Origin of the sequence: Rahnella sp. WP5, assembly GCF_000745615.1 — a bacterium.
In the GTDB taxonomy this organism is placed as follows: Bacteria; Pseudomonadota; Gammaproteobacteria; order Enterobacterales; family Enterobacteriaceae; genus Rahnella; species Rahnella aceris.
This window is the reverse complement of the sequence record NZ_KN050720.1, coordinates 419,183-443,130: the sequence shown is the minus strand read 5'-3', so window position 1 is coordinate 443,130 and position 23,948 is coordinate 419,183. Positions and strand designations below refer to the sequence as shown.

Annotated in this window: 20 protein-coding genes; 6 read left to right on the top strand and 14 right to left on the bottom strand. The window is 53.6% G+C overall.

Annotation, left to right across the window (positions count from 1 at the left end):
- Positions 1-61: 61 nt before the first annotated feature.
- From EX31_RS19225 to EX31_RS19215, 3 genes are all read right to left on the bottom strand, one after another.
- A complete protein-coding gene (locus tag EX31_RS19225; protein ID WP_037036167.1) occupies positions 62-1,027 on the bottom strand; it encodes a glutathione S-transferase family protein in 966 nt (321 codons plus the stop codon).
- Between the two features lie 193 nt (positions 1,028-1,220).
- Positions 1,221-3,002 (bottom strand): LPS biosynthesis-modulating metalloenzyme YejM, encoded by a 1,782-nt coding sequence (yejM, locus tag EX31_RS19220; protein ID WP_037036165.1) that lies wholly within the window; start codon positions 3,000-3,002, stop codon positions 1,221-1,223.
- Positions 3,003-3,026: 24 nt separating this feature from the next.
- Complete coding sequence (locus EX31_RS19215) at positions 3,027-3,254, bottom strand: YejL family protein (RefSeq protein WP_015696497.1); 228 nt, start codon at positions 3,252-3,254, stop codon at positions 3,027-3,029.
- Between the two features lie 322 nt (positions 3,255-3,576).
- Between EX31_RS19215 and yejK the strand changes: the two genes are divergently transcribed.
- On the top strand, positions 3,577-4,581 hold the full coding sequence (gene yejK, locus EX31_RS19210) for a nucleoid-associated protein YejK (RefSeq protein ID WP_013574634.1): 1,005 nt from the start codon (positions 3,577-3,579) through the stop codon (positions 4,579-4,581).
- 216 nt (positions 4,582-4,797) lie between these two features.
- On the opposite strand, the gene rplY is transcribed toward yejK, so the two are convergent.
- The gene (gene rplY, locus EX31_RS19205; protein WP_013574635.1) at positions 4,798-5,088 is read right to left on the bottom strand and encodes a 50S ribosomal protein L25; all 291 of its coding nucleotides are present in this window, start codon (positions 5,086-5,088) and stop codon (positions 4,798-4,800) included.
- Between the two features lie 160 nt (positions 5,089-5,248).
- Complete coding sequence (locus EX31_RS19200; RefSeq protein WP_037036163.1) at positions 5,249-7,012, bottom strand: DEAD/DEAH box helicase; 1,764 nt, start codon at positions 7,010-7,012, stop codon at positions 5,249-5,251.
- Positions 7,013-7,344: 332 nt separating this feature from the next.
- On the opposite strand from EX31_RS19200, the gene rsuA reads away from it, so the two are divergent.
- The gene (rsuA, locus tag EX31_RS19195; protein WP_013574637.1) at positions 7,345-8,052 is read left to right on the top strand and encodes a 16S rRNA pseudouridine(516) synthase RsuA; all 708 of its coding nucleotides are present in this window, start codon (positions 7,345-7,347) and stop codon (positions 8,050-8,052) included.
- A gap of 27 nt (positions 8,053-8,079) precedes the next feature.
- Complete coding sequence (locus EX31_RS19190; protein WP_013574638.1) at positions 8,080-9,285, top strand: Bcr/CflA family multidrug efflux MFS transporter; 1,206 nt, start codon at positions 8,080-8,082, stop codon at positions 9,283-9,285.
- A gap of 45 nt (positions 9,286-9,330) precedes the next feature.
- Here the strand turns inward: EX31_RS19190 and EX31_RS19185 are convergent, their stop codons facing one another.
- A complete protein-coding gene (locus EX31_RS19185) occupies positions 9,331-10,683 on the bottom strand; it encodes an MFS transporter (protein ID WP_037036162.1) in 1,353 nt (450 codons plus the stop codon).
- Positions 10,684-10,858: 175 nt separating this feature from the next.
- Positions 10,859-11,842: a LacI family DNA-binding transcriptional regulator gene (locus EX31_RS19180; RefSeq protein WP_013574640.1), complete on the bottom strand. Its 984-nt coding sequence runs from the start codon at positions 11,840-11,842 to the stop codon at positions 10,859-10,861.
- A gap of 205 nt (positions 11,843-12,047) precedes the next feature.
- Between EX31_RS19180 and idnO the strand changes: the two genes are divergently transcribed.
- Positions 12,048-12,812, top strand: a complete 765-nt coding sequence (gene idnO / locus EX31_RS19175) for a gluconate 5-dehydrogenase (RefSeq protein WP_037036159.1) — start codon at positions 12,048-12,050, stop codon at positions 12,810-12,812.
- A gap of 8 nt (positions 12,813-12,820) precedes the next feature.
- Complete coding sequence (locus EX31_RS19170; RefSeq protein ID WP_037036157.1) at positions 12,821-13,564, top strand: SDR family oxidoreductase; 744 nt, start codon at positions 12,821-12,823, stop codon at positions 13,562-13,564.
- Positions 13,565-13,625: 61 nt separating this feature from the next.
- Here the strand turns inward: EX31_RS19170 and EX31_RS19165 are convergent, their stop codons facing one another.
- From EX31_RS19165 to EX31_RS19155, 3 genes are read right to left on the bottom strand one after another with little or no spacing between them, the layout of a single operon-like run.
- On the bottom strand, positions 13,626-15,029 hold the full coding sequence (locus EX31_RS19165; protein ID WP_037036155.1) for a cytochrome c: 1,404 nt from the start codon (positions 15,027-15,029) through the stop codon (positions 13,626-13,628).
- Complete coding sequence (locus tag EX31_RS19160) at positions 15,026-16,681, bottom strand: GMC family oxidoreductase (RefSeq protein WP_037036154.1); 1,656 nt, start codon at positions 16,679-16,681, stop codon at positions 15,026-15,028. The genes EX31_RS19165 and EX31_RS19160 overlap by 4 nt, the downstream gene beginning before the upstream one ends.
- Positions 16,681-17,298, bottom strand: a complete 618-nt coding sequence (locus tag EX31_RS19155; protein WP_037036152.1) for a sorbitol dehydrogenase family protein — start codon at positions 17,296-17,298, stop codon at positions 16,681-16,683. Before EX31_RS19155 ends, EX31_RS19160 begins: the two co-directional genes overlap by 1 nt.
- 675 nt (positions 17,299-17,973) lie before the next feature.
- On the opposite strand from EX31_RS19155, the gene EX31_RS19150 reads away from it, so the two are divergent.
- A complete protein-coding gene (locus tag EX31_RS19150) occupies positions 17,974-18,318 on the top strand; it encodes a YejG family protein (protein WP_015689537.1) in 345 nt (114 codons plus the stop codon).
- A gap of 43 nt (positions 18,319-18,361) precedes the next feature.
- Here EX31_RS19150 and yejF read toward each other — a convergent pair whose 3' ends face one another.
- The 4 genes from yejF to EX31_RS19130 are packed head-to-tail and all read right to left on the bottom strand — an operon-like array spanning position 18,362 to position 23,939.
- Positions 18,362-19,984, bottom strand: a complete 1,623-nt coding sequence (gene yejF / locus EX31_RS19145; protein WP_037036151.1) for a microcin C ABC transporter ATP-binding protein YejF — start codon at positions 19,982-19,984, stop codon at positions 18,362-18,364.
- 1 nt (position 19,985) lies between these two features.
- On the bottom strand, positions 19,986-21,029 hold the full coding sequence (locus EX31_RS19140) for an ABC transporter permease (protein ID WP_013574648.1): 1,044 nt from the start codon (positions 21,027-21,029) through the stop codon (positions 19,986-19,988).
- Positions 21,029-22,123, bottom strand: a complete 1,095-nt coding sequence (gene yejB / locus EX31_RS19135) for a microcin C ABC transporter permease YejB (RefSeq protein ID WP_013574649.1) — start codon at positions 22,121-22,123, stop codon at positions 21,029-21,031. Before yejB ends, EX31_RS19140 begins: the two co-directional genes overlap by 1 nt.
- A 10-nt stretch (positions 22,124-22,133) precedes the next feature.
- Complete coding sequence (locus EX31_RS19130) at positions 22,134-23,939, bottom strand: extracellular solute-binding protein (protein ID WP_037036150.1); 1,806 nt, start codon at positions 23,937-23,939, stop codon at positions 22,134-22,136.
- Between the last annotated feature and the right edge of the window lie 9 nt (positions 23,940-23,948).

Here is a 23,948-nt window from a genome sequence, read left to right as displayed (position 1 = left end):
AAAGACAGGGAGAAATAACTGTTGAAATATACAGTCTTATTTGTGCGGGTCCAAGTGATTTTTAGTCTGTTCTCTGCATAACGCCGCGCCCGATGAGACGCTGACGATCGTGAGGGCGGCGCAGATCAAGCTGCGGACCTGCCGGAACGATACCTGTCGGGTTCAGCCATAAAATACCGTAGTAACCTTGTTTGATATGCGCCAGGTTTACCGTGTCGCTGATCCCCGGCCACTGATAGAGTTCACGCAAATAATTTGAAAGATTTCGATAGTCTTCAATACGGCGAATATTACATTTGAAGGCACCGTGATACGCGCTGTCGAAACGCACCAGAGTGACGAACAGACGCCAGTCGGCTTCGGTAATATATTCACCGGCCATGTACCGGTGGGTGTTTAAATGCGCCTCAAGGGTATCGAGCGTGCCGAACAGTTGGGTCACGGCGGCGTTATAACTTTCCTGAGTCTTCGCAAAGCCCGTCTTGTACACACCGTTGTTGACGTCGTGATAAATCACTTCATTCCAGCGGTCGATGTCTTCGCGCAGGGCAGCAGGGTAAAAGTTATCCCGATTTCCGGTCAGTGCATCAAACGTATGGTTAAGAATGCGGATAATGTCAGCCGATTCATTATTGATGATACGTCCTTCGCGACGGTCCCACAGTACGGGCACGGATACTTTGCCGGTATAGTGTGCATCGCTGGCGGTATAGAGCTGATGGATGTAACGCACCTGCTCAATCTTTTCGCCTGCATCCTGCGGCGTGTCGAACGTCCAGCCATTTTCACCAATCACCGGCTGAGCAACGGATACCTGAATGAATTTTTCCAGCCCTTTCAGATGGCGGAAAATTAACGTGCGCGAGGCCCACGGACACAAATAAGAGACGAAAAGCTGATACCGTCCGGCTTCCGGCTCAAGATGTGTCTGGCGAAAGGAAGTTTCCTCACGATGAAATGCCCCGTTTTTTATTTCTTCTTTCGCGACGTCGCCGCTTACCCATTTTCCGTTGACCAGTCCCGCCACGATGGTTGCACTCCGCTCATTTTTTAGAAAGTTATCAGAATATAGGGTCCACCGTAACGGTTTCAGGCTGCGCTATAAACGACATTCTTTTCAAGAAGAAGGTCAAATAATTTGATAGGGGAAAATGGGCGTGGCCCCAATAAAAAAGCCAACCGGTCAGGGTTGGCTTTCATTTTTGCGCTAACGGCGAATGTCAGTTTGCCAGGAAGCGTTTTTCATCTGTCAGCACCTGAAGCAGCAAGCCAAGCTCGGGTTTCTGATCTTTAATCCGCTTGCCGTTAATGTCAAAAGCGCGGTAATCCCCGTTATTTTCCAGTTCCAGCGTCTGGTCCGGGGTGGTGATCACCAGCGTACCGTCGTCGCTGGTCGTGACCCAGTTATGACGACGCTTCGCAGCGAACAAATCTTCGCCCTGCGAGTAATCCGCCGGGGCCGTAGTGACGTGCAACAGGCGCTGCATCAGCGTGGTCATCACATCGGCATGATCCGTCAGCTTATCGATATTCTGCGCCGGTGTGCCCGGCCAGTGAATGATCAGCGGAACCTGCAACTGGCGGCGGTTCATCGAGTTACCTGACCCCCAGGTGCCATTCTCGTTGAATTCAATACCGTGTGAGGCGGTAATGACTACCACGGTTTTCTCCAGCTCTCCGCGGTCTTTTAACGATTGCAGGATGGCCTTGATTTGATCATCCACGCCCAGTGCACCGTTCTGATAGCGACGAATAAAGGTGTTACCGGTTGGCACACTGGCCCCGTCCTGACGCAATGCACTGCTGATGCCGTTCAGGTTCACGTAGGAGAACCACGGTCCGTTGCCAATGCCATTCAGCCATTGTTGCCATTGATAAACGGTTTGCTGGTCAGTCTGTTTGACTGGCGGCGGCAAGGTGAAATCGGTCAGTAATGCCTGGCGGTACAGCGGGCTGTTAAAACCGTCTGAGGCAAATAAACCAAATTCGTAACCTTGTTGCTCCAGCGATGTCACCAGCGCAGAAGGTTTACGCGCCGCCAGAATGCCCTGCATATAGCTTGGCGAAATCCCGTAGAACAGGCCGAACTGCCCGGTGTCATTACGGTTTCCGGAACTGAAATGCTGATCAAAACGAATGTTATGTTTGGCAAAATCACTCAGTGCTGGCATGTCTTTATCCAGCGTGGCGGTATGGACACCGTCGAGTACCACCATCAGCAAATTATACTTCGACCCGGTTTTCGCGAAGCTGAGGCTATTCAGCGGATATTCCACGGCCAGCGCTTCAGGGTTGCCTTGTTCGATCAGCCGTTTCTGGTATTCACCGGCATTCAGCAAGCCGTGTTTTTCAAGGAATTTGCGCGCCGTCATCGGATACGACAGCGGAAGATTCGCGCGCTGCATGGTGATCGGGCGATAGAAGTTGGCATCCGCCCAGATATACATCAGATGCGAAGCAAAGAAGCTGGCAATGAACAGCACGACAATCGGCTTGGCGAAATTACGGCGGTTCAGGCTGCGCAGCTTTTGCCACGCCCAGGTACCAAACAGCATTTCGAGCAGGAATATCACCGGCACAGCAATAAACATCAGCTGCCAGTCGCGTGCCATCTCGCCCTGAACGGGATTGACCACCAGTTCCCACACAACCGGATTAATATGCAGGTGGAAACGGGTAAAGACTTCGGTATCGACCAGGAGCAGGGTCAGCCCGGCGGTAGCCAGGATAGCGGATAAGAACCGCAGCAGGCGTTGCGACATCACCACGAAGGTGAGCGGGAAGATGATCAGTAAATATGCCGAGAAACCGATAAAACTGAAATGCCCAAGCCAGCTGACCAGCGCGTAAATACGCCCCTGCAATGAAGAAGGCCAGTCAGAAACAAACAGGTAGCGGCTGCCGATCCCAAGAATGAGCAGGATATTAAACAGGGCGAACCAGTGGCCCCAGCTGATCATCTGGGATACTTTTTCGCGATAGCGCTGACGATTTGTCACCATGAGAGGGTTTGGGCAAGTTGTGAATTAATGGGCTTTATCTTCTCTTATCGACGCTTGCAACGCTTTCGCAAAGGACTGCGACAAGGCTTTGCGCTGTGCAGGAGCGACGCTGGTATTAATAAGGTTTGTCACCATATTGCCCAGAACCATCAGAGACAGGTCTGTCGGGGCGCGGTGTTTTTCCAGAACTGTCGCCAGCTCGGAAAGGAGCTGTTCAACGTGTTCGTCACTGTAACGGGATGATTGTGCCATAGAGTATTGTGCTTCTTGATCCGACAAAGTCCAATATCTTAGCGTATCACGCCTCTGTTTTCCGCATTTTTATAACCCCTTCACACTTCGGGTTGCAGATGCGTTGACTGCACTCAGTCACCCGAATCACTTACCGGCGTAAGCTCATCGGGATTTCTTCGTTTGCCGCCTTCCTGCAACACGAATTATTTTGGGTTTTTTCTCGCATCAAACTCTTATTTCTAAGGCATGAGCGGTTGCGGCTTTGACGCTTCGGTGTTTGAATACGCCCCGCAGACAAACCCTTCTTACACGGCTGCAATTCTTACAGGAGAAAATCCCCATGAGTCTGGATCTCGAGCAGATCGCTCTGCACCAGTTGAACAAACGTGATGAGCAAACGCTGGATGTTGTGCTGCGTGATACGCTTCTGACGCCCAATGCTGCCGTTGATGAAATGATGGCAGAACTGCACCGCGTCTACAGTGCAAAAAGCAAAGCGTACGGTCTGTTCAATGAAGACAGCGAGCTGGCAGTCGCATTACGCAGTTGCCGCAAAGGGGACGACGATTTCCTGTCATTCAGCCGCGCTGCCACTGGCCGTCTGCGTGACGAACTGGCGAAATACCCGTTTGCCGAAGGCGGCGTGGTGCTTTTCTGTCATTACCGCTTCCTGGCAGTCGAATATTTACTGGTTGCCGTGCTGAACAGCCGCAGCAGTATGCGCGTCAATGAACAGCTGGATGTCAGCAGCATTCATTATCTCGACATCAATCATGCGGATATTGTGGCGCGTATTGATCTGACGGAATGGGAAACCAATCCGGAATCGACCCGTTACCTCACCTTCCTGAAAGGCCGGGTAGGGCGCAAAGTCTCTGACTTCTTTATGGATTTCCTCGGCGCATCCGAAGGTCTGGATACCAAGGCGCAGAACCGTGGCCTGCTGCAGGCGGTTGACGATTTCTGTACCGAAGCGCAGCTCGATAAAAACGAGCGTCAGAACTACCGTCAGCAGGTTTATACCTACTGCAACGAGCAACTGCAGGCGGGCGAGGAGATCGCGCTGGATGATCTGTCCGAAGAACTGCCGCCGTGGAATGACAAGAAATTTAAAGAATTTACCCAGGAGCAGGGCTATCAGCTGGAAGAAACCTTCCCGGCCGATCGCAGCACCTTGCGTCAGCTGACCAAATTCGCCGGCAGCGGCGGCGGTCTGAGCATCAACTTTGATGCCATGCTGATGGGCGAACGCATTTTCTGGGATCCTGCCACCGATACGCTGACCATTAAAGGCACACCGCCGAATTTGCGGGATCAGTTACAGCGTAAAGCGGGTAATAAATAATACCCGTCATACTTCAGGCTGCAGATGCGTTGGCTGCGTTCGCTCACCCCGGTCACTTAGCTATCTAGGCTCCCGGGGATTCACGAACTTGCCGCCTTCCTGCAACCTGAATTATTTAGGGTATCAGCGGATTTTAGGCAATAAAAAACGCCGCATAAGCGGCGTTTTTTATTTGTTCTCGCACGGCGTCCCGATGCGCAACAACTCAGTCAGCGATTAAACGCGAACGAAGTCGATGTGAGCCAGTTTTGGCTTGAACGGGTGACGCTGTACAGCCTGAACTTTAACTTTGGTTTCTTTACCGTCGATAACCAGAGTAATTGCTTCAGAGTAGAACTCCGCTTTAACTTCCAGATTCTTGACAGAATCGTGGTCCAGTTTGATAGAAACCGGAGCAGCTGAGCCACCGTAAACGATAGCTGGGAATTTGTTTGCTGTACGCAGGCGGCGGCTCGCACCTTTGCCCTGCTCGTCCTGTGGACGTACTTCTACATTGATAGTGATCATTGTATGTTTCTCGATTAGAACTACTTCTAAAATGTGCCCCGCCACCTGCGACCGAGTGACGAGTTGAGTACTGCGGCTTTCACACAAGGCGAAAGCGGGCGGTATGATACCGGAGTCGGCGCGCAGCAACAACGAATAATTGCCGATTTGGTCATCCCTGTTACCCGCGCAGTTCGTTAGCGCGCCGGTAGCGGCCTTCATAATCAAACATTTTTTCCCGCACCTGCCAGAACTGGCCTTTCATGCGCGCCACCACAAAATCCGGATGACGCAATAAAATCTGCTGCGCGACGATATCCGCGGCGGTATTCCATTCCAGCGGTACGCCCGGCGCGCGCTGGTGCGGGCGCAGGAAGTTATGCAGAAACGCCATGCGCTGGGCAGGCGTCGTCAGGCGAAAGCGCTCGGAAACGTCAGCACCGTCTTCATCGTAATAAGTAATCTTCAGCCATTCGCCTTTGTCGTCGCGCCCGTTTTGCAGATTCATACCACCACAGCGCAGCACCAGTGCATCTTTCAGGCGCAGCGCGGCTTTCAGCATATCATCGGGATCGACCAGAATTTCCTGACACTGATGACAACGCCGTGCGGCGATATCGTTCTCGGCGCCACAGTGCGGACAGCTTTTAAAGCGAAAGCGGAAATCACATTGCTCGCGATTGCCTTCATCATCTTCCAGCACGCCCTGACAGCGACGGCCAAAATGCTCGATGACTGTGCCGTCTTCGGTGGTTTTTCCCCAGAAAATATTGGCGAAACCGCAGGCCGGGCAGAACACCTGCACCGGTTTGTTATCGCCTGCCGGTTTATGGCTGCCGACTTCCGGCGTAAACAGGTCATGCGGGTTTCCGGCGTAATCGAGGATCAGGCAATCCGTTTTGCCCGGTGCGAGCCGCAGCCCGCGTCCGACAATTTGCTGATACAGACTGACGGATTCGGTCGGGCGCAGGATGGCGATAAGATCCACATGCGGTGCGTCAAAGCCGGTGGTCAGCACCGATACATTCACCAGATAGCGTAACTGCTGCGCTTTAAACGCGGTAATCAGCCTGTCCCGTTCCACCGCGTGCGTTTGTGCGCTGATCAGCGCCGCTTCGCCTTTCGGCAGCAGACCGAAAATTTCACCGGCATGTTCCACCGTCGAGGCAAAAATCATCACTCCTTTGCGATCCTGCGCGAACTCAATAATCTGGCTGATGATGTGCGGCGTGATGCGCTTTTGCTGGCGCAATTCGTCATTCAGATCGGCTTCACTGAACAGACCATTACTGCTGGCCTGCAGGCGGCTGAAATCGTAACTGACTACCGGCATATCGAGCCGTTCCGGCGGTACCAGAAAGCCGTTTTTAATCATGTAACGCAATGGCAGTTCATAGATGCAGTCGCGGAACAGGCTGTTGGCATCGCCGCGTACAATGCCCTGATGGTGATACTGATAAATCCAGCCCTTGCCCAAACGGTAGGGCGTGGCGGTCAGGCCGAGCAGCCGCAGGCGCGGGTTTTGTGCTTTGAGATGGCCGATGATTTGCTGATACTGACTGTTGTCATCGTCGGATATACGGTGGCATTCATCGACAATCAGCAGGGAAAACTCACCGCTGAACTCCGCCAGGTTAGGCGCGACGGACTGCACGCTGCCAAATATCACTTTGCCGCTGCTTTGCTTGAGATTCAGGCCTGCGGCGAAGATATCGGCTTCCAGCCCGTAAGAAAGGTATTTGCTGTGGTTTTGCGCCACCAGTTCTTTGACGTGGGCGAGCACCAGCACACGCCCGCGGGCAACGCGCGCCAGTTCGGCAATCACCAGACTTTTTCCCGCGCCGGTCGGCAGCACAATCACAGCCGGTTCGTCGTGCTGGCGAAAATGACGCAGCGTGGCATCCACGGCATCTTGCTGGTAAGGGCGGAGGGTAAAAACAGTCACGCGATGATCACCTGTTCGTTATTGAGTTAACTTACCTGTTTATAAAAACAGTAATGCAGTATGCCAAGAAATCCGGCTGATGGCGATGAGCAAAGAAATCGCCCGCTGTGAATGTTTAGCCTGCTTATTTTCCTTCTTCCTTGCAGGATGCACGGCTATACTAATGCGCTCAATGCGGCAGTATTTCTGCCCCCCCGAAGTAATAATAACTCTTTGCAATTATTACGAACCGAACAACCCTGAACCCTGTCAGTTGCTGTATTGCGACGGCGGGGTCTTGTGTTTTATCAGTAACGCGATCACTCAGATCGCCATGAAGGCAAGTCGATCCAATGCGTCTGGACAAGTTTCTCTCTCAGCAATTAGGCGTAAGCCGCGCGCTGGTTTTGCGCGAACTGCGTAACAAACGTGTCACCGTAGACGGTGAAATCGTCAAAACCGGCTCAATGAAAATCAGCCCTGAACAACGCGTCGAGTTTGATGGCAATGTGCTGGATCAAATTACCGGCCCGCGTTATTTCATGCTCAACAAACCGCAGGGATACGTGTGTTCTACCGATGATCCGGATCACCCGACCGTGCTGTATTTCCTCGAAGAACCCGTTGCCTACAAACTGCATGCCGCGGGGCGTCTGGATATCGACACCACCGGTCTGGTGCTGATGACCGACGACGGTCAGTGGTCACACCGCATCACCTCGCCGCGCCACCACTGCGAAAAAACCTATCTGGTGACGCTCGAACATCCGCTGGCTGATGACACCGCCGCGCAGTTTGAGGCCGGTGTGCAGTTGCATAACGAAGATTCCCTGACCAAACCGGCACAGCTCGAAAAAATCGAAGACTGTCTGGTGCGTCTCACCCTCAGCGAAGGCCGTTACCATCAGGTAAAACGCATGTTTGCCGCCGTCGGTAACCGTGTGGTTGCGTTGCACCGTGAACGTATCGGCGAGATTGTGATGGATGAAGATTTAGAACCGGGTCAGTACCGTCCGTTAACTGAGCAGGAAGTGGCCAGCGTTGGCGTTCCTTCGCGATAGTTTTTTCGATAACTGGAGCAGCTGAAAGTGCAAGAAAAACCGGTCTCCCACGTCGGACTGATTTTCATCCTGGGATTGATATCGATGCTGATGCCTCTGGCCATCGATATGTATCTGCCAAGTATGCCCGTGATCGCACAGGAATATGGCGTTCCGGCGGGCAGCGTGCAAATGACGCTCAGCGCTTACGTGCTGGGTTTTGCAATAGGGCAGCTGTTTTACGGACCGATGGCGGACAGCCTCGGGCGTAAGCCGGTTATCTTCTGGGGCGTGATGATCTTTGCCGTCGCGGCCGGTGCCTGTGCGCTGGCGCAGTCGGTCGAGCAACTGGTCTGGATGCGTTTCCTGCACGGTCTGGCAGCCGCTGCCGCAAGTGTGGTCATCAACGCGCTGATGCGCGATATGTTCACCAAAGATGAATTCTCGCGAATGATGTCTTTTGTGGTGCTGGTGATGACGGTTGCGCCGCTGCTGGCACCGATGCTCGGTGGTTTGCTGATGGCCATATTCAGCTGGCACGCGATTTTCTGGGCAATGGCCATCGCCGCGCTGATTGCCGCGACGCTGGTGGGCGTCTATATCAAAGAGACACTGCCCAAGGAACGACGGCAGAAATTTCATCTGCGTACCAGCGTCGGTAACTTTGCGTCCCTGTTCCGTCACAAACGTGTGCTCAGTTATATGCTGGCGAGTGGTTTCTCATTTGCCGGGATGTTCTCTTTCCTCAGCGCCGGTCCGTTTGTTTACATCGAACTTAATGGCGTTTCGCCGCAGAACTTCGGCTTTTACTTTGCGCTGAACATCGTTGCACTGGTCATTCTGACACTCATCAACAGCCGTAACGTGCGCCGTACGGGCGCGGTGAAAATGTTCCGCTTCGGGTTGTTTGTGCAACTGACGATGGGGATGTGGCTGGTGATTGTGTGTACCTTCGGATTGCCATTCTGGGCGATGGTGATCGGTGTGGCGGGGTATGTCGGTGTGATTGCGATGGTGACGTCTAACGCCATGGCCGTCATTATGGATGACTTCCCGCACATGGCCGGTACAGCCGCTTCACTGGCGGGGACGATTCGTTTCGGAACCGGTGCGGCGATTGGTTCTGTGCTGTCACTGTTTACGGCGAAAAGCGCCTGGCCGATGGTCGGTTCAATGGCGTTTTGCATACTGGCGGCGACGCTTTTGTATCTCTACGCCAGCCGTCCGGTGAAAGTGTCTGCGGAAACGGCATAACTCAGACTGCTCTTTCCCCTCGTAAGAGGGGAAAGAGCTTAAGCATTAAATCACTTCTGCTTTCACTCCCTGAACCCGGCGCGCCGCTTTGGCACGGGCATATTCGTCGGCCATGGCTTTGGCCTTCGCCCCCGGTACCAGCGCCATATCGCACTCTTTTGGCAGCAACGTGGTGACTGCTGCGGCAATCAGTAATGAGGCCACCAGGGCATAAATCGCGGTGCTCTGGCCGTACAGACTGACCAGCACGCCGACCAGATACGGACCGCAGAAACCGCCCAGATTCCCCAGACCGTTGATCACACCCCGTGCGCTGCCTGCCACTTCCGGCGTGGTGACTTTACCCGGAATGGTCCAGAAGGCGCTGGTGGCGGCTTGCAGGAAGAAACCGGCACCGACCAGGAAACCGTAGGCCGCCATGATGTTATGGCCAAATGCGACAGAGGCCGCCAGACAAGCTGCGAAACCACACAGCGGCAGGGCAATGAACATACGACGCTTACCGGTTTTATCCGACAGCACCGACATCGCCAGGATCCCCAGCATGGTGCCGACGTAAGGGATAATCGCCAGCATACCCACCGAACTCATGTCACCGCCGGTCAGGTTTTTCAGGATGGTCGGCAGCCACAAGGTATAGCCGTAAATCCCGGTCTGATAGAAGAAGTTAATGATGATCAGTTTGACGATAGACTTGTTACGGAACACCTCTTTCAGCGGCGCGTTATTCACCGGTGCCAGGGCTTTCAGGGCTTCGCGTTCGCGGTTCAGTTCCGTCACCAGATAGTCGCGTTCACGCTCTGACAGCCATTTCGCTTCTTCCGGACGGTCGCTGATGGTGAACCACCAGAAAATCATCACCACGAAAGATAATGCCCCTTCGATGATGAACAACCAGCGCCAGTCGAGCGTATCAAGAATCAAACCGGACAACGGCGCGGTGATCATCCCGCCGAGCGGCGCGAACATCAGCACGTAAGCATTGGCGCGGCCACGTTCTTTATCAGGGAACCAGTTGCTGACCATCGTCAGCACTACCGGCAGCATCCCGCCTTCTGCCACACCCAGTGCAAAGCGCAGGAACAACAGCTGATACTGATTGGTGATAAAGCCGGTCAGGATGGAGATCACCGCCCAGGCAATCAATGAGCAGGCAATGAATTTCCGTCCGCTGCCGTGTACCGCCAGGCTGCCGCCCGGCACCTGCAGGAATAAATAGCCGATAAAGAAGATACCGGCGGCCAGACCGGCCATTGAAGCGGTAATCCCTAATTCCGCGTCCATCCCGCCGGGCATGGCGAAACTAATATTGACCCTGTCCATGAAGGAAATAATGCAAGCGATAAGGATTGGCGTTATTACTCGAAGCCAGCGAGCCTTAGGAATCTTATTATCCATATTCTTTCCTCTGTGTGCCTGTAACCGGTGATGGCTTAATAAAAGCATTTTGAGGAAAGTATTTCGTGACAGGAGTCACGTTGAATTATGTTAAGAAAAGGTGTTACCACTTACGTGATCCTGCACCGGAGTTGGCGTGCAGGACGAAGGGGGAGAAATGGACGGGAAAGGAGGATTAAATGGTGCCGCCGAGGGAAATACGGTAATGCAAATCCACCCTTTCGATCGTCGGCAGGTTCCTGATTTTTTTGAGCAATATCTCTGCCACCACTTTCCCCATCTCAAAGCGCGGAGTGATCACGCTGGCTAATAATGGTGTGGTGGCGAGGCCGATATCCAGCCCGTGGAAACCGGAAATTGCCATATCCTGCGGGACGCGGATCCCCTGTTTGATACATTCTTGTAACACGCCGACGGCAATATCGTCATTGGTACACAAAATAGCGTTGGTCTGCGGATATAACTGACGCGCCATGGCCAGCATGCCCGCACCGATAGATACCGACGACACTTTATTAGGCGTGATATGCACCGGCGTCAGCCCGCGTTCATCCATTGCGCGGCTGTAACCCTGATAACGCTTCTGGTCGCGGGCATCTGACATCGAACCGAAATACACCACATGTTCTTTGCCGCTGGCGAGCAACGTATTCGCCATATCGTAACCGGCCTGCTGGTTATCAAAACCGACGGCAATACGCCCGTGCGGATCGTCGAGATCCATCACCTGCGCAACAGGAATTTCTGCGGCATTCAGATACTTATCGGCTTTCAGGGTATGCACGGAATCCGTGAGGATCAGCCCGGCAAGCTGGTAACCGAGCAGATTAATGATGTGTTCTTCCTCGCGCTCTTTGCTGTAATCGTAATTGACTACCAGTGTCTGAAAGCCCTGCGCGGAAGTGACCGACTCAATGCCCGCCAGTAAGTCGGAGAAAATCTGGTTGTTAAATGACGGCACTAAAATGCCGATACGCGGCGCTTTGGCCGGTCCGCGGGCTTCTTCCAGCGGATATCCCACTTCTTCCATCACCTTCGTGATGCGTTCGCGGGTTTCAGGAGACACCTTTTCCGGCGTGCGCAGAAAACGGCTCACCGTCATCTTCGTGACATCCGCCAGTTGGGCGATGTCCTGTAGTGTCACGCGCTGGTTTCTCATGCGGAGTTTTCCTGATTGGGCCTGCAAATATACCTTGTTATTGAAACAGAAAGCGCCGGAGATTGTTATCAAAATGATGATGATCACACCCGGAGTAACAGGGTTTTTTAACATTCAGTCAGGTGATCTGCATCACAGTTTAGCGCGGGGTAAACCGGTGTAGTGAAGCTAACTTTTTAAATCAGCGTTCAATAAGGCCAACGTCATGACAAATCTCTTCTCACTGGACAATAAAAAGATTCTGATTACCGGCTCGACGCGCGGTCTGGGTTTCCTGCTGGCGAAAGGGCTGGCGCAGCATGGCGCGGAAATTATCGTTAACGGTACACAACAGGAATCCACGCAAAAAGCAGCCGAAGCCCTGCGTGCTGAAGGCTTTATCGCCCATGCAGTGCCGTTTGATGTCACCAGCAGTCAGGCGGTGAATCAGGCGATTGATCATATCGAAAGCACCATCGGGCCGATTGATGTGCTGGTAAACAACGCCGGTATCCAGCGCCGTCATAAATTCACCGAGTTTCCGGAAAAAGACTGGGACGACGTGATTGCCGTAAACCAGAAATCTGTGTTCCTGGTATCGCAGGCGGTGGCGCGTTACATGATCCAGCGCGAGCGCGGCAAAATTATCAATATCGGTTCCATGCAAAGCGAGCTGGGCCGCGACACCATCACGCCGTATGCCGCCTCAAAGGGTGCAGTAAAAATGCTGACCCGTGGCATGTGCGTTGAACTGGCACGCTACAATATTCAGGTGAACGGCATCGCGCCGGGCTATTTCAAAACTGACATGACCCAGGCGCTGGTCGATAACAAAGAGTTCTCCGAATGGCTGTGTAAACGCACGCCGGCTGCACGCTGGGGCAATCCTGAAGAGCTGGTGGGCGGTGCAGTGTACTTATCTTCAAAGGCGTCAGATTTTGTGAATGGTCATCTTTTATTCATCGATGGCGGCATGTTAGCTGCGGTATAGGAGGCCCAATGAACAAAATCGCATTAATCACTGGCGGGGGCAGCGGTATCGGCCTGAGCGCCGCGAAAGCGCTGGAAGCGATCGGATTTAAAGTGATTCTGGCCGGGCGTAATAAGGCAAAACTCGACCAGGCGGTCGCGTTGTTTACACCGGGGCAGGCGGTGGCACGTCAGCTGGATGTGACCAGCCCGCAATCGGTGGCCGCGCTGTTTCAGGATATTCAGGAAACCTGCGGGAGGCTGGATTTGCTGTTCAATAACGCCGGTAATAACGTGAAGGATGTGCCGATCGAACAACTGCCGGTGGAAGACTGGTTGTCGGTGATCAATACCAACCTGACCGGTGCTTTTTTGTGTACGCAGGCGGCGGTAAAACTGATGAAACAACAAACGCCGCAAGGCGGACGTATCATCAACAACGGTTCGATTTCGGCGCAGTCGCCGCGCCCGAATTCTGCGCCGTACACCGCCAGCAAGCACGCGATTACCGGACTGACCAAATCCACCGCGCTCGATGGTCGCGCGTTCAACATTGCCTGCGGGCAAATTGATGTCGGCAATGCGGCGACGGATATGGGCAATAAAGCGCTGGCAGGCAGAATGCAGGCGGACGGACATATCGCTGAGGAACCGGTGATCCCGGTGGAGCGCGTCGGTGAGGCGGTGGCGTTTATGGCCGGTTTACCGCTCGACACTAACGTGCTGACCATGACCGTAATGGCGAGCGCCATGCCGCTGGTCGGGCGCGGTTAGTTTTCAGAACCGCATATAAAAAACGGCCCAAACAGGGCCGTTTTGCATTTCAGTGTACGGATTACGCTGCTTTGGTTTTGCGTTTCCGGCCAAGCCAGAAAATCAGCACCAGCAGAACAATCACGCCAGCCACCATTGCCGGAGCCATAAACGGTTGCAGTTTCGCCAGTAATGTCACCGGACCGCCTGCGCGTAACACCGCGACATCATGTGCGCTGACCTGAATGGTCGCATTGCCGTAGTTTTTCAGCACGTAGTTGGAGATGTCAGCAATCTGCTGATCATCTAACTGACCGACATACGAGCCCACGCCAAATTTCGGCATCAGTACGTGATGGTCGCCGACCTGACGATCCACACCGTAAAGAATGGCGGAAATCAGATTAGACGCATTACCCATGCCGGTGGCGGTATTGTTGAACAGCGACGGATATGCCTGATTTTCGCTGCCAGAACCGTCCGGCTGGTGGCAACTGGCGCAATAACCGCTGAACAGTGCCGCACCGTTGTCGATGGTTTTGTTCGCATTAAACGGGTGCGCGCCGCGTAAACCTTCTTCCACGTTCACCGGTTTACCGAAGGTGTCCGCCGCCTGCGTATCACGCGGGTCACGCACCGGCGTGCTGTTTTTCAGGTAGAAAGCAATCGCGTTCAGGTCACTGTCAGACATGTATTGCAGACTGTTTTGAACCGCTTCCGCCATACCGCCCGCTGCCTGGTTTTTCCCGGTGGTGCGGCCCGTTTTCAGGTATTCCACCAGCTGAGGTTGCGACCAGTTACCAATACCACTGACCGGATCCGAGCTGATATTCGGGGCATACCACGGGCCGACCATGCCGCCTGCCAGCGGTTTATCGGTCACAGAACCCATCATCAGGTTACGTGGCGTATGACAGGTATCACAGTGGCCGGCACCGTTGACCAGATACGCACCGCGGTTCCATTGTTCACTTTTCGACGGATCCGGCTTAAACGGCGTGCTGTCGAGGTACATCATGTTCCAGCCCGCCATCGCAATACGCATGTTGAACGGGAACGGCAGGGCAGTTTCAACATTCGGTTGTTCGACCGGCTTCACACCCTCTTTGAAATAGACATACAGCGCATGCATGTCGGCATCGCTCATATGACTGTAGGAAGTGTAAGGCATGGCCGGATACAGATTGGCACCGTCAGGGCGAACACCTTCCCGCACCGCGCGGGTGAACTGTGCTTCGGTGTAATTACCGATACCGAACTGTTTCGACGGTGTGATGTTGGTGGTGTAAATCGTGCCCATGGGTGAATGGATTTCATAGCCACCGGCAAACGCTTTACCGCCTTCCGGGGCAGTATGACAGGCCTGACAGTCGGCGGCTGTCGCCACTTCTTGCCCCTGACGGATCAGTTCAGCCTGATTGTCCGCAGCGAAGGCGAAGCCGCTTAGCGATGCGCTCAGCAGGCAGGCGGTGAGAAGTTTCTTCATGCGGCACCTGCCAGTTTTTTCGCCATATCATCGGCGGCTTTCAGGCCGAGTGCGGCCATGGTCAGCGTACTGTTCACCACGCTGGAGGACGGGATCGCGCCGCCGCCCGGCAACCACAGGTTAGCGTGGTCGTGTGCGCGGCATTCGCCGTTGACTACAGAATCTTTCGGATCACTGCCCATGATGGTGCCGCCCATGATGTGGTTATTGGCGTTCAGGCTGGTGGTGATATTGAATTCTTCTGCCATGAACAGGGAACCGATATGCTCAAGCTGCTTGTGAGCCGCTTCCGCGCCTTTGCGCACGTAATCCCCGACATCGTAGTGAATATCCGGGCACGGCAAACCGTGTGGATCTTTACGGGTGGTGCTGAGTGTCAGGCGGTTATTCGGATCCGGCAGCGGTTCCAGGCTGATGGACAAATCCACGCCAAAGATGGAACGGCGGCGGATTTCTTCATCCAGCTCTTTGCCCACCAGCCCCATCTGCAACGCTTTAGAGGTCGCAGGGATCACGCGGCTGATGTTGTTGAGGATCATTTTGTTGGCAGAATAGTCTTTGCGGAAATCGCCATCGCGCGGGCCGACCAGACAACTGCTCTGCGCGGGACCACGACCGATCCACAGCGGCTCTTTGGCGATAAACGTGCAGTGGAAACCGGAGTGATCCATCATGTTACGACCAACATGATCAGACGAGTTGGCGATACCGTTTGGATTTTTTTCGTTAGCGGCCATCAGCAACAGACGTGGCGTCTCGATGCCGTTACAGGCCAGCGCGAACACTTTACCGGTCGCTTTATGCGATTTCTTCTGATTATCCAGCCAGTGAACGGCGGTCACATTGTTGTTTTCATCCGTGTCAATTTTGTAGACCACCGCTTCAGCCAGTACCACGGCACCTTTGTTCTCAGCGCGTTCGACGTGCGCAATTCCGTTATACATCGCACCAATCGGGCAGATTGGCTGGCAGTTGTTGTTGCCACAACAGGTCGGGCGGCCATTCCACGGACGGGTACTGCGACCCTGCGGAATTGGCACGGAACGGTAACCGTGCGGGTTAACGATTTCAGCAAAACGGGTGTCGCCGTAACCGTAAGGCACCTGTTCCATCGGATAGGGTTTGCTGCGCTCAGAAGGCGACTGCAACTCAGGGTCATTCGGACCGGCTACGCCGATTTCTTCTTCAGCACGGCAGTAATAAGGTTCGAGTTCATCATAGGAAATTGGCCAGTCGCGGCCCACGCCGTACAACGTTTTCATTTTGAAATCGTTGGGAACGTGACGCCAGCAGGATGCTGCCCAGTGCCAGGTGGTGCCGCCGACGGTGCGCAGATAACCTTGTTTGAAGCTGCTTGCGCTCGGCCCGGTCAGATGGACGTAGTTATTTTCCGGGAAGTACAGCGGTGCGGGGGCTTTATCAGACTGCGGGTAAAGCCCCTGGAAGTCAGAGCCAGCGCGGTTTTCGAAAGGCATGTTGCGCCAGTTTTCAACGGCCTGCGCGCGCTCAATGCGCAAACCTGCTTCCAGCACCAGAACGGAATATCCCTGGCTGACCAGCTGATCGGCAATCATGCCGCCCACGATACCGGAACCGACAACAATCACATCAGCAGACGCATCGCCGTCTGCCGTAAATTCTGGTTTTTTCATCAGGCTTTGCTCACAACATGTGTTTCAGAAGGATTAGTAAAACGATCAGCATTCATGGATTCAGGCATCGCAGCGGCGGGAGGTGCGGCGGTGAAGTACAGCGGACCGTTTCCGCAGTAAGTGGGCACAATCAGGCCGTCACTGACCGGGCGATACATCAGCGCATCTTTGTATGCAATTAAAATGGAATCGGTTCCATGTCCAACCGTGCCAGTATACCAGGCGGTGACGATGCGGGTCACCAGTTCACCCAAACCGTTTTGCTTTGCCACTTCCTGCAAATCTTTCGCCGCCTGACCGGGTTTCACCAGCGCGTGTAGTTTGCTGACCTGCGCAGGGAAGTCGGGTTGTGAGCGATAGAATGCGTTGAAAATCTGTGCGGAAGAGCCTTCGCTGATATTTTTATGTTCAGTGATAGCCTGCGATACCAGGTAGAACTGGCCGAAGATAACCGGATCCTGCGTGGCGGTTTCTTTCTCCGCCTGGCTCAGGAACGGGAAGCCGAGCAGGGTAGTTGCCACCATCGCAGACGTCAGGCCTTTGAGGAGTTCACGACGACTGAAACCGGTTCCATTTTCGGGTGTGTTGCTTCCAATGATTGAAGGATCGTTTTCCATCTCTTTCTCTCTGGGAATGGGTTTTTGCCAAAAGGCAGGGAGTTCGCTGTCTGATTCTTATTATAATTTGCGTAATACGAGATTTATCAGCGGGTTAGTTTTGCCGATGTCTGTCCCGATAGGGTATACCACTTATAACGATGCGGATGATAAGCCAGAGAAGAGGGATTTGTGCAAACAAATTGTGCGGATTTATTAACATTAGATCCAGATTTTAACGTATGATGCGCGACGATAAAAAATGTAACCAACAGGTTCATTTCAAAATGAAATTAACCGATACCGCATCATTCTTAACTCCTCTGACTTAACTATCCTGTTGATATTAATCATTTTAGTGCGGAATTAGTCATGTTTACGTAGTTTGATTTGTATATTAAATGTAAAAAATAAGGATCGAAAGGTAGCGACAATTGATTAAAGTGGTTGTTAATAAAGGCGTAAAAGGTTACAAATAAGCCAAAATGAGATCTGCCTCTCAATATGGTCGGGAGCAGACATAAAATTAGCAACAGGCTGTCAATTTGTATCCTATTACGTTAATTCAATGTTAATAATTTGAGCGAAGAGTAGGCAAAGAGCAGCCTGTCGGCTATAACTTAAGCAGTGTGGTTGTAGCTATTTTGTAAAAACAGCGTGTAAATAATTTGCATGTATCATTGTCTGGGGAACGACGTGAATAATATCCAACTTTCGGTAGTACATCGTTTGCCGCAAAGTTATCGCTGGTTGTCAGGTTTTGCGGGTATCAAAGTTGAACCGATTCCGCTGCCTGGTAATGATGAAGATAACAATCTGATCGGCCTGAAACTGCTCAGCCATGAGGGCGAATTCGCCTGGCAGGTGATGCATCAGCTCACTGATGCATTAGAAGATATTCAGGTAAAAGCGGCGATTGTTGAAATCGACGGTGAGCCGTGTTTATTCGTTCATCGTGAAGATGAAAGTGCCACGCTCTGTTGCCTGAAAAATATCGGTGCAGCGATCGCGGAATCTGTAACCGCACTTTATCCTTTCTGACACGCCGCAATCCCGAGGCATTCCGGCGTGTTTTGCCTGCGTCTCAGCGCTGGTGGGTGTCGAAAGCCTCTGACGCGGCCAGTAATTCGCGGGTATAAGCCTGCTGCGGTGCAGTAAAAATCTGCTCACACTCTCCCTGTTCGACCACTTCTCCGTTTCGCAACACCATCAGCTGATGGCACAAAGCCCGCACCACGTGTAAATCGTGACTGATAAACAGATATGTCAGGCCGTGACGTTGCTGTAACTCACTTAAAATGGTCAGAATCTGCGCCTGAACCGATTTATCCAGCGACGACGTAGGTTCATCCAGGATCAGCATTTCCGGTTGTAAAATTAACGCACGGGCGATCGCGATACGCTGGCGCTGGCCGCCAGAAAACTCCGTCGGGTAGCGGTGGCGGGATTGCGGATCCAACCCCACTTCCTGCATTGCGCGGATCACTGCTTTATCGCGCGCCTGTTCACTGACGTTGCGATGCACCAGCAGACCTTCAGCGATGATTTGCCCGACGGTAAAGCGCGGATTTAACGCAGAGAAAGGATCCTGAAACACCACCTGAATCCGGCTGCGGAACGGCAGCATTTTCTTACGCGAGAAAGCATGCAGTGGCTGGCCGTCAAACCAGATTTCCCCTTGCGACTTGAGCAAACGCAGCAATGCCAGCCCGGTGGTGCTTTTGCCTGAACCGGACTCGCCCACCACACCGAGACTTTCTCCCCGGCGAAGCTGGAAACTGACCTGGTTCACCGCGTGTTTGATGCCGACCGTGCGACGCAGCAGGCCGCGTTTGACGGGAAAACCGACATCCAGATTTTTCACATCCAGCAGAACAGGCGGTTTGCCGGTCAGCGGCTGCGGGCGACCCTGCGGCTCGGCTTGTAACAGCTGGCGGGTATAAGGGTGCTGAGGCTGGCTGAAAAGTGCGGTACGTGATTGCTGCTCCACGACGCGCCCGTGTTGCATGACTGCTACGGTGTCTGCCAGACGGCGCACTATGCGCAGGTTATGGGTGATAAACAGCATCGCCATCCCCATTTCCTGCTTGAGCTCGTCGAGCAGCGATAAAATCTGTGCCTGCACGGAGACGTCCAGCGCGGTGGTCGGTTCATCGGCAATCAGCAGCTTTGGCCTGGTTAGCACCGCCATGGCAATCATCACGCGCTGGCGTTCACCGCCGGAAAGCTGGTGTGGGAAATCCCGCAGGCGTGAGGCGGCCTGACGAATACCCACGCGATCCAGACAGCGCAGAATTTCAGTGCGTGCCGCATCACCGTGAAGATTACGGTGCAGCGTCAGCACTTCAGTCAGCTGTTTTTCGATGGTATGCAGCGGATTTAGCGACACCATCGGTTCCTGAAATATCATCGAAATCTGGTTGCCGCGGATCTGGCGCAATGTGCTGGCATCTGCGTTCAGTAAGGATTGTCCGGCAAACAGAATGTCGCCTTGCGGATAGACCACGGAAGAGGGCAGCAGGCGCAACACTGACAGCGCCGTGACGCTTTTGCCGGAGCCGGATTCACCCACCAGCGCCAGGGTTTCACCGGCACGGATATCGAGCGACACATTGCTGACCACTTCACGTTGCTGTTTTCCCTGACGGAATGCGACGCTGAGATTTTTGATTTGCAGTAACGGGGCGGATAACGCAGCGTCTGTCATTTCAGAGCACCTCATTATGGTGTGCGGACGGATTGAAGGCATCGCGAACGGCTTCACCAATGAAAATCAATAATGACAGCAGCGCGGCCAGCACCACGAAAGCGCTGATCCCAAGCCACGGCGCCTGCAAATTATTCTTCCCTTCCATCAGCAGTGTACCCAGCGATGGCGAGCCCAGCGGCAGGCCGAAACCGAGAAAATCCAGTGACGTCAGTGTGGTGATCGAGCCGCATAGTATAAACGGCAGATAGGTCAGCGTGGCGACCATCGCATTGGGCAACATATGACGCCACATGATAGCGCGGTCGCTGACGCCCATCGCCTGTGCGGCACGGATGTAATCAAAGTTGCGGGTGCGCAGGAATTCCGCGCGCACCACGCTGACCAGCATCATCCAGCCGGAAAGTACGGTGATCAACAGCAGCCACCAGAAGTTGGGTTGCACCACGCTGGCCAGAATAATAATCAGGAACAGCGTCGGAATGCTCGACCACACTTCGATAAAGCGCTGCCCGAGCAAATCGATTAATCCGCCGTAATAGCCCTGCGTGGCACCGACAATCATGCCAATCACGGAGGTCATCGCCGTCAGCAGAACGCCGAAGAACAGCGAAATCCGCAACCCGTAAAGGATTTGCGCCAGCACATCATGCCCGTTACTGTCGGTGCCCAGCCAGTTTTGGGTGGACGGGGGAGAAGGGAAGGGACGTGTGGTGGAAAAATTAATGGAGCTGTAACTGTTGCGAATGGGCGCCCACAGCGCCCAGCCGTGATCTTCAATCTGGCGCAGGACAAACGGATCCTGATAATCGGCCGGCGTTTCCAGCTCTCCGCCAAACGTCGTTTCGCTGTAATTGACCAGAAACGGCACATAGAGATGTCCCTGATAACGTGCCAGCAGCGGTTTATCATTTGCCAGTACGTTGGATAACAGCACCAGAATCAGCATCACCATGAAAATCCACAGCGACCAGTAACCACGGCGGTTCTGGCAAAAACGCGCCCAGCGCGCCTGACTGACGGAGTTCAGTTTAAAAAGGCTCATTACTGGCGGCCCTCAAAATCGATACGCGGGTCAACCAGCGTGTAAGTGATGTCGCTGACGATATTGAGCAGCAATCCAATCAGCGTGAAAACATACAGCGTGCCGAAAATCACCGGGAAATCGCGCTGCACAATGGCATCGTAGCCCAGCAATCCCAACCCCTGTAATGAAAACATGACTTCAATCAGTAATGAACCGGTGAAAAACATGCTGATAAAAGTGGCAGGGAAACCGGCGATCACCAGCAGCATCGCGTTGCGAAAAACGTGCCGGTACAAAATTTGTTTTTCGTTCAGCCCTTTCGCGCGCGCAGTCACCACATATTGTTTACCGACTTCATCCATGAACGAGTTTTTGGTCAGCATCGTCAGGGTCGCAAACCCGCCAATCACCGTCGCCAGCACCGGCAATGTGATGTGCCAGAGGTAATCGGTTACTTTGCCGTACCACGGCAGGGTATCGAAATTCGGCGACGTCAGGCCGCGCAGCGGGAACCAGTCGAGATAACTGCCGCCGGTGAATAGCACAATCAATAAGATGGCAAACAGGAAAGAGGGAACGGCATAACCGACAATGATGACGGAGCTGCTCCAGGTATCGAATTTCGTGCCGTTGCGCACCGCTTTGCGGATCCCGAGCGGGATCGACACCAGATAGATAATCAGCGTGCTCCACAGGCCAATGGTAACGGAAACCGGCAGCGCGCTTTTCACCAGTCCCATAACGGATGAGCCGCGGAACAGACTGTCGCCAAAATTAAAGCGTACATAGTTGGATAACATCTCGAAATAACGCACATGCAGCGGTTTGTCGAAGCCGAAGCGGTGGGTGATTTCGGCAATGACTTCCGGATCCAGGCCCCGTGCGCCGCGATACTGACCTTCACCAAACTGCGCTAAACCCGGCGACGCTTTGCCATTTCCGCTGCCCGCGCTGGCACCCGGTAAACCGCCTGACTGCCCCATTTCAATAGCGGCAATCGCCTGATCAACAGGACCGCCGGGAGCAATCTGCACAATAAAAAAGTTAATGGTGATGATCGCCCACAACGTGGGGATCACCAGAAGCAGTCGTCTTAAAAGATAGGCGGCCACAGTATGCTCCTCAGCGGCGTTGCGCAGGTAAACGGGCTGCGCGGTTAACGTCGTACCACCATGTGTCGAGTTCCATTCCGTTGGATGGGGTGACGGCTGGCATCGAGAATTTATCCCAGTAAGCGTAGCGCTCGTGATGGGTGTACCACATCGGAATCATCAGCATATTCCACGTCAGCACGCGGTCGAGCGCATGCCCCAGCGACAACAGGGCGTCAGGCTTGCCCTGATTGGCGGCGATTTCGTCGGTCAGCTTATCAATGGCCGGATCGCTGACACCTGATTTGTTATAGGTGGAATCGAGATATTTACTGTTCCAGTAAATCTGCAAATCGCTGCTCGGATACGACGTGGCGGGATAAACCGTCGGCAGCATATCGTAATCTCGCTGGCGCATACGGCGCACGAACTGCGAATTATCCACTTCACGGATCGACATCTTAATGCCCAGTCGCTGTAAATTATGCTGGAACGGCAAGACGTACTGTGAATTCCCGCCGCCGGGTAACAGCAGCTCGAAGGTAAACGGCTTACCGGTTTTGCCATTCACCAGCACCTGATTTTTCACTTCCCAGCCCGCTTCTTTCAGTAATGCGGTGGCTTTCAGCAGATTTGCGCGGTCATTACCGGTGCCGTCAGAGCCAGGTGGCTGATACAGCGCGCTAAAGACTTCAGGCGGCACCTGGCCTTTCAGCGGCCCCAGCCACGCCAGTTCTGCGGAGTTCGGATAATCTTTTGCCGCGTAATCGGTATTCTGGAAGTAACTGTTCACCCGCTGATACGCACCGAAATACAGCGCCTTGTTCATCCAGTCAAAATCAAAAGCCAAAGTGATGGCTTCGCGCACCTTGCGGTCGGCGAATTGCGGGCGATGGATATTGAATGCCAGCCAGCGGGTATCCTGCGCTGCCTGATTTTCCACATCAGCTTTAACGATAAAGTTTTTGCTGAAATTACCGCCCTGATATTGCGTCGCCCAATGTTTCGGCGAGGTTTCCATGCGGAAATCAAACGCGCCGGACTTAAACGCCTCCAGCGCCACATTGTCGTCGAGGTAATAGTCGTAGCGGATGGTGTCAAAATTATAGCGGCCCCGGTTGACGGGCAAATTGGCCGCCCAGTAATCCGGCACGCGGGAATAGGTGATGTACTGACCGAGTTTGTAATCGCTGATGCGGTAAGGCCCGCTGCCCGGCGGCGGTGTACTCAGCGGTTCATTGAATTTATGCTTTTCCCAGAATGTCTGCGGCAAAATCGGCAAACCGAGCAGGCCGAGCATCATGTCTTTATCCGCTTTCGGCAACACCATGCGTACTGTCAGGCGCGAAATGGCTTTTACTTCCACACCTTTATACACCACGCGAAATTGCGGTACGCCTTCGGTCATGAATTTTCGGAAGCTGAAGGCCACATCACTGGCGGTAATCGGGGTATTGTCGTTGAAACGGGCGCGCGGATTGATATCCACTTCGACCCAACGGTACTGGCTGTCATAACGGGCAGAGTCGGCGATCAGCGGATAATAACTGCCAGTCTCATCGCTGGAGGTGGTAAACAGGCTGTCGTAAAGCGAGCCGCTGCGCGCAGCCGGATTGCCGCGAGACGCGAAGCGGTTGAAGTTGTCGTAAGTACCAATGGCCGCCAGTGTGATCTGACCGCCTTTCGGGGCGGCAGGATTGACGTAGTCAAAACTGGTGAAGTTTGAGACATACTTGGGCTCGCCTAATATGGCGAACGCGTAACTGTCCTGTATGACTTCAGCTTGTGCGCTGAGACTCAGCAGGCACAGCACACCGGCAAAAACGCGAGAAAACATCCTGAATCT